Consider the following 14,107-nt stretch of genomic DNA (forward strand, 5'->3'; position numbering starts at 1 on the left):
CCATGTTTGCTAGGTACATACAATCTGTCATTATCAAGACCTCAGCGCTACGCGCCTCTGCTGATATCGTGTTTTATCAATGCTACGAAGATATCAGGCCTAACGGCCCTAGCTGTCTACCGATAGCTCAAAAAAGATAAAGGATACCAAAATATTTCAACTTTATACCTACTTTATTTCAGTCTCTCAACCTTCGCTGTTCTATCCACAAATACAATATCAATTAATATCCAATATCCATTAATATCCAATCCCGAAAACCGGAACAAGTTATCCATCAACATCAACCGTATTTCAGTCTCTCCACCTTCGCTGTTCTATCCACACATACAATATCAATTAATATCCATTATCTACGAATATCTACAAAATCCACTCAAGACAACTTCCTCAACGCCTCTTCCAAAGCTTTTATCTTCGCCTCAGCATCGGCTTGCTTTTTCTTTTCATTGGCGACGACAGCTTCCGGAGCACCAGCCACAAAACGCTCATTGCTGAGTTTTTTCATTACTGATTGAAGGAATCCTTTGGTGTATTCCAGTTCTTTGGTGATATTTTCTCGCTCTTCCTCTACATTCACTTGTCCTGCCATCGGAATAAAGCACTCATCCGCTTTTACCACAAAACTGATGGCATTGTCCAAAGAATCTCCGAATGAAACGGAATCAAGGTTAGCCAATTTCTTCAAAACTGCCTCAAAGCGTTCATATAGGCCTGCATTTACTGTTTTGATGGTAAGTGAGAAGGTTTCTTTAGGAGAAATGCCCTTAGAAGCTCTGATATTTCGGATTTGAGAAACGACTTCGAAGATTTGCGCTGCTTCTGCTATATTATTCACATCAAAGCTGCCCGCAGAAGGCCAAGATGTTACTATCAAGGCATTTTCCGCGCTTCTTTCGTTGATCTGATGCCAGAGTTCTTCTGTCAAGAATGGCATAAATGGATGCAAGACCTTCAGGATATTTTCGAAAAACTCAATGGTCTTCGCATGGGTTGCAGGATCGATTGGTGCCTGATAGGCAGGTTTGATCATTTCCAGATACCATGAGCAGAAATCATCCCAAATCAACTTATAGGTTGCCATCAAGGCATCGGAAATTCTGAATTTCTCAAAATGGTCTTCGATTTCCGTTAAGGCTTGATTGAATCGGTTTTCAAACCAAGCAATGGATGCTGCATTAGCATCTCCGCTGAGATTTGAATCAATTTCCCAACCCTGAACGAGTCGATAGGCATTCCATATTTTGTTGGCAAAGTTCCTGCCTTGCTCCACCAATTTTTCATCAAATGGCAAGTCATTACCGGCAGGAGAGGAGAATAACATCCCAACCCGTACCCCGTCAGCCCCATAATTTTGAATCAATTCCAGAGGATCAGGAGAATTGCCCAAAGACTTGGACATTTTTCTGCCCAATTTATCCCGCACAATACCTGTAAGATACACATTTTTGAAGGGTTTCTCTCCAAGGTATTCATAGCCCGCAATAATCATTCGAGCCACCCAGAAGAATAGGATCTCAGGAGCAGTCACCAAGTCATTGGTAGGGTAGTAGTATTTTAGATCCTCATTGGGCTTGCCTGTGCTGAAAACCTCTGAATCAAATACCGAGATGGGCCATAACCAGGAAGAAAACCAAGTATCCAAAACATCTTCGTCCTGTATCAGGTCGGATATGCTATAGTCAGTTCCATAGGTGGCATTCGCTTGGGCAAGTGCTTCTTCTTTGGTTTTGGCAACAACATATTCCCCATTAGGAAGGTAATAAGCTGGGATTTGATGTCCCCACCACAATTGACGGGAAATACACCAATCACGCACATTCTCCATCCAAGAGCGGTACATGTTCTTAAACTTCGGTGGATGCAATTGGATGATATCTTCCATAACAGAGCTCAAAGCCGGTTTGGTGATATCTTCCATTTTCAAAAACCACTGTAAGGAAAGCTTAGGTTCTACTACTGCGTTGGTTCGCTCAGAGTGGCCCACATTGGATTTATAATCTTCGATTTTATCCAACTGTCCAGCCTCATCTAATAATTTACCGATTTTCTTACGGGCGACAAATCTGTCTTCCCCTACCAAAATCTGGGCTTTTGCATTTAAGGTTCCGTCGTCATTTAAGATGTCGATAACCTCCAATTTATGTTTGATGCCCAATTCGTAGTCATTCACATCATGGGCAGGAGTTACCTTTAAGCAACCGGTACCGAATTCCATATCCACATACTCATCCTCAATGATTGGGATAGCACGGTTAATTAATGGGATAATGGCTTTTTTGCCTTTTAAATGAGTGAATCGTGGGTCATTTGGATTGATACAAATGGCCACATCGGCCATAATGGTTTCAGGTCTTGTGGTAGCGATGGTCAGAAAGTCTTCCGAACCTTCGATTTGATATCGGATGTAATACAGTTTGGACTGTATTTCTTTCATGATTACTTCGTCATCCGATAGGGCAGTTTTTCCCTGAGGATCCCAGTTGACCATACGAATGCCACGGTAGATTTTTCCTTTTTTGTGTAGGTCCACAAAAACAGAAATCACAGCATCGCTCAGATCAGCATCCATGGTGAATTTAGTTCTGTCCCAATCACAGGATGCACCTAATTTCTTCAACTGTTCCAATATGATTCCCCCATACTTCTCCTTCCACTCCCACGCATAGGTCAAAAATTCTTCTCTGGACAAGGATTTTTTGTCAATACCCATGTCTTTCAACATTGCCACAACCTTTGCCTCAGTCGCAATAGAAGCGTGGTCAGTACCAGGGACCCAGCAGGCATTTTTACCCTGCATGCGAGCCTTCCGAACCAATACATCCTGAATGGTATTGTTGAGCATGTGTCCCATGTGCAAAACTCCCGTTACGTTTGGCGGAGGAATGACGATGGTGTAAGCTTCTTTACTGTGATCCACTTGGGAGGAGAAAAATTTATGCTCCATCCAGTATTGATACCATTTTGCCTCTACGGCTTCAGGTGTATATTTTGTAGCTAATGACATTTGAAAGAGGATTGTGTAAAACTCAAGGCGCAAAATTAAGAGAAAATTAGAAACAGGATAGCATGTTTCTAGCTTTATCCCTTCATTCGCTCCAAGACTACCCGCTGATTGACCTCAAAATCATGGTATGCAACCGTAATGGAACGGAAGTTTTCCCAAGTAGGTATCAATGGCAGACATAAGGGGTTGCCAAATAAGTACAGGTCTAAGAGGTATTCTTGTCCTAATTTTCCAAGTTTCTCGAGTTCATGTAGGTCCAGTCCAAAGTTATTGACTGGTTTGGCAGATGGTACAAATAAAGCAACTGCTATTGAAACCCCAGGGGAAAGCAATGGAATTAATGCATCAAAAGATTCCAAAACCGGGAAACCAGCATCAGAAGTAAACACATTCTTTCTGGGCTTACCTAGGCTTAATCCTATCGAAGGCTGTATTGTTCCAAGATCTGCCCCTTGGTGAATCATGTGGGTGTAAGCTCTTGCCAAGCCCTGGTTAAAACTATCGATCTCTTCAAAGTTAAAAGTAGGCACAGGGGTAAGCTTATCTTTTTTCAGTCCAAGGGAAGCTTTCAGTTGTTGGATTCGCTGAAAACTGCGTTCGATTTGTTCTACATCACCTTCTGCCGCAATGGCTTCTATCCCTTCTGCAATGTGTTCGGAAAAGCAAAGTAGATCATTTCCTGCATGAAACGCTTCTAATTCTAACTGACCAGGTTGCTCAAACATTCCTGCCACCGCTTTCATATTTAAAGCATCAGAAACGACTATGCCATCAAAGCCCATTTCCTCGCGCAGTAAACCTGTGATGATTTCTTTTGAAATCGTAGCAGGTGTATGAAGTGCATTTGTCAGAGCAGGAACAGCCAAATGTCCCACCATGATCATTTCTATGCCCGAAGCTATGCCCTGGGCAAAAGGGTACAATTCTTCTTTTATCAACGCTTCCTTACTTTTATGGATAATCGGTAGCCCCAAATGGGAATCTACCGCTGTATCACCATGTCCAGGGAAGTGTTTGTAGCAGGCCGCTATCCCTGCTTTTTTCATTCCTTGATAAGTTGCCAATGCAAATGCGCTGACTTTTTCTCGATCAGGTCCAAAAGAGCGGTAGCCAATTACAGGGTTTTTGGGATTGGTATTGATATCTGCTACGGGAGCAAAATTCAAATGGATTCCAGCTGCTTTCAAATCTCTACCAATTCTTTCCCCATAAGCTTCTACTTCATTCACCTTTTCTATTGGAAGAGCTCCCATTGCAATGGCAAAAGGGTAGTGAGGAGTATCTTCAATTCGCATAGCCAAACCAAACTCCGCATCAATACTAATGAGTAACGGTGTTTTTGAAACACTTTGGTAGCGGTTGATCAGTGCGACCAATTTCTCTAAGGTATGTTCATAGCTGAGCTTTTCTTGCCGCTGTTCAAAATTTGCTGCTGCTGAATGTCGGCTATGGAAAAATGTAATTCCTCCGATACCATATCGATGGATTAAGTTTTCCATGGCTTGGATATTTTCTTCTGTATCATGGATATAGGCAGCTGGAGTGAATAACTGCCCTATTTTTTCGCGTAAATTCATGGATAATTAGACTTTCGATTCTTGTTTTTTACCGAAATCAGCTGGGATTTTGATGTACTTGACGAGATATATTCCAGGGATTGCAGATAAAACTACCCATAAAAAGAATTGCTCATAACCTAGCCACTCCTGAATGTAGCCGGAAGCCATGCCAGGTAGCATCATACCAAGTGCCATGAAGCCTGTAGCGATAGCGTAATGAGAGGTTTTAGCAGGTCCATCAGCCACATAGATCAAGTACATCATAAAGGCAGCAAAACCAAATCCATAGCCTAATTGTTCGATGACGACCACTGCGCCGGCGTAAAACATGGTTTCGGGTTGTGCAAATGCTAGAATGTAGTAGAAAGTATTCGGAACATTTAAGGCCAAAATCATGGGAAGTATCCATTTTTTAAGCCCATCCCTGGATATGACAATTCCCCCGATAATCCCTCCTAAGGTCAGTGCAATAACGCCAAATGTACCATAAATCCACCCAACATCCGAGGTACTCATAGCTAGTCCACCTACCTCCCTGCCGTCCAATAAAAAGGGAGAAACCATCTTGACCAATTGGGATTCTCCTAGGCGGTATAAGAGAATGAATGCCAATGCTAAACCAATTTCCTTTTTTTGGAAAAAACTGGCAAAAACTTCCAAAAAGGTAAGTGATTTTTGTTTTTGATAATCTGCTTCCTTTTCTACATTGGGGGTAGTTAAGAAATTGATTAAGGTTAGTATGAAAATCAATCCAGCTACCAATAACATCGTTATGGACCAAGCTTTAGAATTGTCTCCGTAGTGAGTTTCTAAATATCCCGCCAATACTACAATCAATCCCTGACCTGTGACAGAAGCTACTCGGTAAAAAGTACTTCTCAAGCCTATGAAAAAGGATTGTTGGTCTTCTTTGAGTGCTAACAGGTAAAACCCATCAGAGGCAATATCATTGGTAGCGGAAGCGAATGCCCCCATCCAAAAAAAGGCCAAACTGATGACAAAAAACTGATTCGTTGGAATCGCTAATCCAACACCTAAAAAACAGGCTGCTAAGACCAATTGCATCCCCAAAAACCACTTGCGTTTGGTGGAGTATAAGTCTACAATCGGAGACCAAAATGGTTTGATAACCCAGGGCAAATAAAGCAAACTCGTGTAAAGTCCTATCTCAGAGTTGTCAATACCAAGGTTTTTGTACATGATTACGGATACCACGATAATGATAACATAGGGTAATCCTTCAGTCATGTACAAGGGAGGTACCCAGTACCAAGGGTTGTTTTTGGTTTTCATGGTTTGTTACGGATCAAATGCTGGTAGATACTGATTTCTGAACCTGGAATCACTTGTGCACCAACGGTACTTTCATAAAATGCAGCGGGTCCTACACCCCCAATAATGGCATATGCATAACCCATCTCCCGCATGGCTTCCAAACTTTTGATCAGCAAGACTTTTCCTATACCTTTTCCCCGTTCGGATTCTTTGGTGCCTGTAGGTCCAAAGAAGTTTTTGGCAGAAGTCTCGAAACAAGCAAATCCGAGGATTTCATTCCCCTGCTGTGCGATGAAACAGCTTACAGGTAGTGAGGAAAAAGCGGTTTCTACCTCATTTTTCCAGTATTGTCCAAAGTGTTCAAATACCCAGTCCACTACAAAGGATTTTTCGGGTGGGATAGGCCTTCTGATAATCACTCCATTGGTCTGAAGCTTTGCCTCCAAGTCACTGATGTCCGGGAGTTCCAGTAATCGAACAAGCATGTCTTTCATAGGCTAAGGGGTTACAGGGTTCAACTCAAACACCATTGCTTTACTTTCCTTACCAAATCTGTCAATAAAACTCAGGGAAACATATTTTGAATGTACAGAGTTGAGAACAGGAATAGTTTTTCTATTGGTCATGTCGATATGGATTTTTCTCCATTCTACACGCGCTGTATGCCCTTCCAAATCTGCCAAATTTGCTGCTGTTTGGATAATAGCAAAACGAACATCCGGGCCAAGCATCTCTTGAAACTCAAACGCAAAACCATCTCCATGAGGGACCATTTGAACTTTGGTAGGGAGTATACTGGTAGATTTGGAGGCTAAGGGTGATGCGGGAAGGGTCGGTCTTTGATAATGGTTTCGCTTGATAAGCTCGGCTACATCCCGATTTTTAGTGTACATAGATTTTGCAGAGAAAAAGGCATTTCCCTGAATATTGGTTGCCAATCGAGCATAAGCGAGCTGATTGGGAACTTCCATTGGGTTTTCCCAAGCTTTGTCTGCATTGTCACGGATTTTGTATGGGCCATTACCAACATAGATGTGTGTATTGTAATGGTTTTCATTCCACCAATCCACTAATATTCTATGAGAAGCAAGGTTGTAATCCATGCTCCAATACAATTGAGGAATGAGGTAATCAATCCAGCCGTTTTTCATCCAAAGTAATACGTCTGCAAAGAGTTCATCGTAATTGGTCTGACCTGCTCGGGTGTTGGAGCCTTTGGGGTCTTTGTCCTTATTTCTCCAAACGCCAAATGGACTGATGCCAAATTGAACCCAAGGTTTTTCTTGCTTGATCATTTGGCTAATATCCCGAATCAGAAGATTGACATTTTCTCGTCTCCAGTCTTCCAGCTTTTGCCCTTGTTTACCATATTTTCTAAAACTTGCCTGATCTTCAAACTTTAGTCTTGGTACTTGATACGGATAAAAGTAATCATCAAAATGGATAGCATCGATGTTGTAGTTTTTCACAACTTCCCGAATGACTTCTGTCAAATGTGCACGGACTTCTGGTCTTCCGGGATCATAGTAGTACTTGGTGTCATACTTGATCATCCAATCTTTATGTTTAAAAAAGTCGTGCTCAGGGCTCAATAATTTGGTGTTCAAATTCATGGTAGCTCGGTAAGGATTAAGCCAGGCATGAAATTCCAACCCTCTGTTATGGGCCTCCAGAATCATCCACGATAGTGGGTCTTCTGTGGTGTTAGGTTTTTGACCTTCTTTCCCAGTCAAATAACGGGACCAAGGAGCTAAGCGGGAAGGATAAAAGGCATCACCAGAAGTCCGAATCTGAACGATGACTGTATTGAAATTAAGTGACTTGTAATAGTCCAATAGCTTGATGAATTCTTCTTTTTGAACGGCAAAGGAAGCAGTAGAAGAGCTTGGCCAGTCAATATTGGCAACCGTAGCGATCCAAACAGCACGCATCTCCCGTGGACTCTCTGAAATGGAAATAGGCAATTGTCTGTAAAACTCTTTGGGTTGAGGAGGTGTCACAGTTTTGGGAGGAATGGGTGCTTGCATGCTTGGTTGTCCTTGAGGACCAACAGGTCTCGAAGGTTGCGTAGTTGGAGCTTGTGAAGTCTTACAAGCCTGAACAAAGAGTAAGAAAATGAGCCAATAAAAGAGTCTGGCTGTAAGCTGACGGTTTTTCATCCGATGGAGTAGCTAAATTAGGGTTTACTTTTGAAGTTATAAGATTGTAGTCTCTTACGTAGTTTTTTCATGAAGCGATCTCCAGGATCTACTTTTTGGGTCAAATAATCCGGATCGGTTTCCTTCCATAATTCACTTCCTTGAAATGCATAATACTCATGGTGACCTATCACATATTCAAGAGCATATTTTTTATGCAGATACTTGATTAATTCCGCATTGGCTTTGACCTGGGCTTTGGTGAGGGGAGCATCTGGGCCACCGATATTTTCAATCCCAATGGCCATGTAATTCAGTCCAATTGTATGTCTGGCAAAAGTGGTGTCTGGAAGTAATCTGAAAATTACTCCGTCCCGGTCGACCAAAAACTGGGCTGAAACATTCAAATTACTCGCAGTAGTGAGTTCAGGCCTACCTCCCAAATGCACGGGATTAAACACATCAAAGGTTCCTTCTAGTGTGGGAACAGCAGTCCAATGGACCACCACCATTTTTGGTTGAATGGTTGCTTTATCTTGGATGATTCCATGCCTTTTTTCTAGGTATTCCAAGGATAATCGTTCCCGTTCTTCATTGAAAATGATGGGTTTTTCGAAAATCCGAAAGGTTTGTCCTACAAGGATTTGACACGAAAAAAAGAAGAATCCAAGGAGTATGTAGTGTTTATGGTTCATAAATGCAGGATTTTGGTGTCAAAGATAAAAGGAAAATCGGCCCTTTAACCTGCCGATTTCTTCTTTTCTTACAACCGAAGAGTTGATATTTTGGTGAATGAATTGCATATTACATCATTAGAGGCAGCCCATTTGTTGAAATTATATGGCTCTGTCGACAATTCATTAAAGAATTTTGTCAAGCCTATTTAATGCTTAGTCCCAAAACATGTTAAAAGAAGAACGACAACGGTTGATTTTGGAGCAAGTTCACCTCCACAATCGCGTTTTATTAACTGATCTTTCCGAACAGTTGGATGTATCTATAGACACTGTACGAAGAGATGTGAAGGAGTTGGATCAATTGAAAAAATTGAGAAAAGTACATGGAGGTGCTATTTCCCGAAGTTTTCTTACTCCAACCCTTGATGAACCGATATATCTACAGAATGAGAAGCAACAGATTGCTGCCAAAGCTGTCAAACTCCTAAAAGAAGATCAGGTGGTATTGATGAGTGGAGGAACCACCAACTTGGAAGTGGTTAAGTTTTTTCCAAGAAAGATATCGCTTACGGTATTTACGCCAAGTTTACAGGTAGCTTCCGAATTAATGAATTTCCCCAATGTAGAGGTTATATTTCTTGGAGGTAAATTATTGCATGAGGCTAAGTTTGCCGTTGGTGGAATGGTTACCAATGTACTTTCTCAAATTAAAGTGGATCTTTGCTTTTTAGGAACCGGTTATTTGGACCCCATTAGTGGTTTAACAGAGTTTGATTGGGAAGTGGTCCAGGTCAAGCGAGCCATGATTGCAGCTACTAAGAAACTGGTATTGCTTACTGTATCTAACAAGCTTTTCTCCGTTCAAAGGTACAAAACCTGTGATTTGAATGCAGTAGATATTCTGATAACGGAATTGGAACCTGATTCCCAAAAACTCCATCCTTTTAGGGAATACATAGATGATATTTTATAGCTGCATAGTAAAAGACCCCAAGTCAGAAACTTGGGGTCTTCCCTATGAAAAAAATTCAATCAACCTACTTAAACCCATTCACTGGGTGTCCTCTGTTAAGTATTTCAATGCATTCATTTTCAATACTTAAAAGTAGATAATAAGTATGAATTAGCTATTGACCTGGATCACATCTAAAGATGATTATCGTCAGGGCTGTGCTACATTTTTCGGATGGTATATTCCACCAATCGCGCGGCTAGTTTGGCAGTGCAATTGTCTTGATCAAACAATGGATTCAATTCAACAATATCCATAGCACTCATTTTTTTACTAGCCATTAGCCAATCAATTATTTTCATTGCGAGTATAGGGGAAAACCCAAGAGGGGAAGGAGCACTCACACCCGGGGCATAGGCAGATGAAAATCCATCCAGGTCAATGCTCAGATAGAGTTTGTTTTTATCAGCGCAAAAATGTTCCAGTTGGTCTTGAATCCCCTGCCAATTTTCTTGCTGAAAATCCGAACTATCAACAATACATGCATTAATTTTTTCTGCATAGGTAAGTAAGGACTTTGGATTGGAAGCTGGTTGCATTCCCAAGCAGCAATAGTGAAAATCCTTTCCATAAGCTTCGGCCAACTGAAAGAAGGGGGATCCCGAATGACGTTGTCCGTTAGCTAAATCCCGTAAGTCCAAATGTGCGTCCAAATTAATGATGCCAACCTTATCATTTTTCGCCAAGCAATAATCCATGACTGCTTTCCCATGGGGATAGGCCAAGTCATGACCTCCTCCAAAAATTACCGGAAAGTAATTGTGCGCTAACAGGGAATGGATATGTCCATAAAGTTCATCATGACCTTCCTCTAAATTTCCATCATAATCCCAACAATTTCCGAAGTCTTGGATGTAGTCAAACCGGGCATGATAGGCTAGGGGACCAAGTGCCTGTCGAATGGCATCAGGTCCATTTTTTGCCCCTATCCGCCCTTGATTCCTTTGAACTCCGGTATCCGAACAGAAACCTAAAAGTGCTGGTTTTTTTCCTGCCTCTATTTTATCAAGGGCATTTATGTTCGACAGCCTGATACGTTCATGCCAGTATTCTCGGTTGATTGAAGTTCTTCCATGGTAACTGTTTTCCGAAGGGTGAAGCATAGTTGTCAGGATTTATAGGTGCAAATTGGCAGTTTATTCACTGAAGTAAAAATAGATTAAAATTTGTAATCTATACTCTTGGCTCACGATTGCATATCAATCAATGCAGTTAAATAAAAAGAAATGCCCCCAAAAAGCAGCTAACTTTTTGAGGACATTTGAGATTATAGGCTAGTTTACCTTAATTCAAGAACTCATCAAACGTTATAGAAACGAAGTACATCGTACCTACAGTTGGGTTACCCCAAGCTTGACGATAGCCAGAGCTGTTGAACAAGTTTTGACCACCTAATTTCACAATGGATTTCATTGATTTGATTTTGTAGCTTACCTGTGCATCCAATGTGCCGAAAGCAGGCATCACTGACAATTGCTGAGAAGAGACAGCAGGTCCTACGAAAGAAGACTGCCATACAAATTCATCCTGCCATCTGTAAGCAATATTGAATCCAATGTTTTTGTTGTTGATATTTCTATTACCAAAGGTGAAATTGGTTCTATATCTCGGAGCGTTGAATGCAGGCTGGAAGCCATCCAAATCTTCGATATTCGCCAATACATCAGAGGAGATATTACCACCGATGGTGTATCCTTTTGGTAATTGATAGTCAGCACCTAATGCCCATCCATAAGACTGGATAATTTCAGATCTGTTTACTGGCATTGAGAATACATTTCTTGTATTGGCTGATAATAAATTCAAACCAAGAGCAGAAGCAGGATTTTGAGGATTAAAGTTAGCATCCTGAATCAATACCTGTCCACCGATAAAGTTTTCGAATCTGTTATAGTAGAAGTATCCATCGATCAATAATTTGTTTTTAGCTAACAAACTCTTGTATCCGATTTCATACGAACGAACTACTTCAGGTCTGAAATCAGTCAATTCAAATTCTTCCTTCACTCCTTGATTTTGCATTGCAGCTGCTCCAAAAAGTGCTTGATTAAATGCTGCTTGAACGGCTGGATTGTTTGGAGGGGTTCCTGGAGGGAACTGACTTAATACTTGAGCAAGAACTTGCTGTTGGAATTGAGGATTTGACGCAGTTGTTTGAACAGCTGTTCCAAATGCAGTAACATTAGCCAATGAGTATACCGGATTATTGGCGAAATTATAGCGTTGTCTCAATAATGGTAGACCTCCGATCAATCTTGCTTGAGGTGTTAACAAATCTATGTACTGATCCTGTGTTGTCGGGATACGGAAACCAGTCTGGTAAGAAGCTCTGAAGTTGTGTTTACCAGCGGTGTAAACTGCTGCAACCCTTGGAGACCACTGCCCATCAAAGTTTTCGTTTTTATCATAACGGATAGAGGCAGTTACTCTCAAATTATCATTCAGTAAAGATTTTGCAGCTTGAGCATACCCTCCAAATTCTTGAATAGTAAATTCATTACCAGCGTCATCAGTCGCAAAAAGTGTTCTCTCAGAATTCAATTCGAACAAACGATAGTTGGCACCAACTACAACATCAGCGAATTTGAAATTTTCGAATGCATAAGAGCCTTCTAAGTGATAAAGGTTTGTCTTATCAACAAATCGAGCCCCTACACCCTGAGCATTACCTGGAATAGGTCTTGAAGTCACATCAGCAAGCGCTTGGTTGAATTGAGGAGTACCTGGCATAAACCTACCTTGGTCAGCAAACCCACGGGCTGCATTATGCGCTTGAGCTTCTGTCAATCCTGCACCTCTTCCTTGAACAAAGGCACTGACATATTCACCAAACCATTGTTGACTTGGTTTCCAAGCTTCATTGATTCCTTGTCCTGCAATACCTATCGCATAAGAGTCTCCGGACCTTTCTTGCGTAGTGTAAGCTCTTAAGAACCAATTTGAGCCCTTAATCTCGGCTTTATATTGACCAATGCTAAATCCTGTAATTGAGTATCTATCTGCACCTGTGTACACAGTAGTACCAGTACCAAAATTACCTTGAAGAATAGCTTCTACATTATCATTAATTCTGTAATGTAAAGCAGCATTTAATTTCAATGATTGAGTGTTGTAATCTGCCAAATCTCTTTCCAAGTAGCCTGTTCTAGAAACAAATGTCTGTGGAACCAAAGCTAAAGCTTGTTGAGGCAAAATACCGTTGTTAACAAGTGTTTGAGCTACGCTAAACATATTAACGTTTGTCTCATCACCATAAATGTTAACCCCATTAAAACCAGGATTATTTTCTCTTGTTCCACCTTCAATGGTAGATCCATTTAACAATGATTGATCTCTAAAGTCATTTGCTTGCCAATCATCTGCTCTCAAGTAGTTGACATTTACTTTCAATGCTAATTTATCATTGAAAGCAGTCGCATAACGTGCTGCAAAATCATAAAAACCTGTGGTTGGATTGGAGCGATCTCCTTGGTCCATGACACCCGTTTTTACCTGAGCAGAGAAACCTTGATATTGGAATGGATTCTTACTGTTCATCAATAAGATACCATTTAAGGCATTTGGTCCGTACAATGCTGAAGCCGCACCTGGAAGTAATTCTACAGACTCTAAATCTAATTCAGAAATACCTGCAATGTTACCTACAGAGAAGTTCAGACCTGGAGCTTGGTTATCCATACCGTCAATCATCTGAACTGTACGTACGTTACCATTGGCGTTGAAACCTCTTGTATTGAATGATTGGAAGGTCAAGGATTGCGTAGACATTTCTACGCCTTTGAGGTTTTTCAAACCATCATAAAAACTGGCTTGAGGAGCCTCTCGTATAGATATGATGTCCATACGCTCAACGGTAACAGGCGACTTGAGGACATTTTCTTCAACCCTTGAAGCGGATACAACTACTTCTTGGCCTAGGATTGAGGATTCCGCAAGGGTTACATTGAGATTGGTGATATTCTCAGAGGTGATTTCTACTTCTTTGCTGGAGAAACCTACCATGGAGAACACCAAAGTAAATGGAGGTGCTTGATTAACACGAAGGTTGAATTTTCCATTTAGGTCGGTAATTGTACCTACCACACGGCCCTTAACAACGATGTTTACCCCTACGAGTGTTTCTTTAGTTCGTTCCTCAGTTACTGTACCTGATATTGTGGTTGTCTGAGCAACTACCTGAGCTGCACTCAAGGAAACTATGACGAATAGCAGGGAAACTATACGCCAGGTACTTCTTGTAAATTTTTGCATAAGGTATTTGGGTTATTGGTTTGATTAAGTAAATTCTCCAATTAATATGGAAGATTTGCGATGAAATTTAGATTAAATTCAGCATTTAAAAAGAAAAACCCAAAAATTATTTTTAAGAATTTTTAAGAAAAATTTTATTCGATAGGAAACCTACTCATTATCAACTAAGAAAAAACGTAAAAAAACCT

9 protein-coding genes are annotated in these 14,107 nt (G+C 41.0%); 1 reads left to right on the forward strand and 8 read right to left on the reverse strand.

The genetic code is table 11. The features are described from left to right. Positions 1-376: 376 nt before the first annotated feature. The 6 genes from IE080_RS02110 to IE080_RS02135 form a co-directional block, all read right to left on the reverse strand. Positions 377-3,007: a valine--tRNA ligase gene (locus IE080_RS02110; protein ID WP_189578791.1), complete on the reverse strand. Its 2,631-nt coding sequence runs from the start codon at positions 3,005-3,007 to the stop codon at positions 377-379. Positions 3,008-3,081: 74 nt separating this feature from the next. Beyond that, entirely contained in the window at positions 3,082-4,584 is a 1,503-nt protein-coding gene (locus tag IE080_RS02115; protein WP_189578792.1) for a glycoside hydrolase family 3 protein, read from the reverse strand. Positions 4,585-4,590: 6 nt separating this feature from the next. Next, positions 4,591-5,859, reverse strand: coding sequence for an MFS transporter (locus tag IE080_RS02120; RefSeq protein ID WP_189578793.1), 1,269 nt, complete (start codon positions 5,857-5,859; stop codon positions 4,591-4,593). Then, on the reverse strand, positions 5,856-6,335 hold the full coding sequence (locus IE080_RS02125) for a GNAT family N-acetyltransferase (RefSeq protein WP_189578794.1): 480 nt from the start codon (positions 6,333-6,335) through the stop codon (positions 5,856-5,858). Before IE080_RS02125 ends, IE080_RS02120 begins: the two co-directional genes overlap by 4 nt. A 3-nt stretch (positions 6,336-6,338) precedes the next feature. After that, positions 6,339-8,000, reverse strand: a complete 1,662-nt coding sequence (locus tag IE080_RS02130; RefSeq protein ID WP_189578795.1) for a glycoside hydrolase family 10-like protein — start codon at positions 7,998-8,000, stop codon at positions 6,339-6,341. 17 nt (positions 8,001-8,017) lie between these two features. After that, on the reverse strand, positions 8,018-8,674 hold the full coding sequence (locus IE080_RS02135) for an N-acetylmuramoyl-L-alanine amidase (protein ID WP_189578796.1): 657 nt from the start codon (positions 8,672-8,674) through the stop codon (positions 8,018-8,020). A gap of 208 nt (positions 8,675-8,882) precedes the next feature. On the opposite strand from IE080_RS02135, the gene IE080_RS02140 reads away from it, so the two are divergent. Next, complete coding sequence (locus IE080_RS02140; RefSeq protein ID WP_189578797.1) at positions 8,883-9,629, forward strand: DeoR/GlpR family DNA-binding transcription regulator; 747 nt, start codon at positions 8,883-8,885, stop codon at positions 9,627-9,629. Between the two features lie 200 nt (positions 9,630-9,829). Here the strand turns inward: IE080_RS02140 and hutG are convergent, their stop codons facing one another. Together hutG and IE080_RS02150 are read right to left on the reverse strand one after the other, a co-directional pair. Continuing rightward, positions 9,830-10,771: a formimidoylglutamase gene (gene hutG, locus IE080_RS02145; protein WP_189578798.1), complete on the reverse strand. Its 942-nt coding sequence runs from the start codon at positions 10,769-10,771 to the stop codon at positions 9,830-9,832. Positions 10,772-10,952: 181 nt separating this feature from the next. Next, positions 10,953-13,919, reverse strand: coding sequence for a TonB-dependent receptor (locus IE080_RS02150; protein WP_189578799.1), 2,967 nt, complete (start codon positions 13,917-13,919; stop codon positions 10,953-10,955). Positions 13,920-14,107 lie beyond the last annotated feature (188 nt).

The organism is Mongoliitalea lutea (assembly GCF_014652135.1).
GTDB classification, from domain to species: Bacteria; Bacteroidota; Bacteroidia; order Cytophagales; family Cyclobacteriaceae; genus Mongoliitalea; species Mongoliitalea lutea.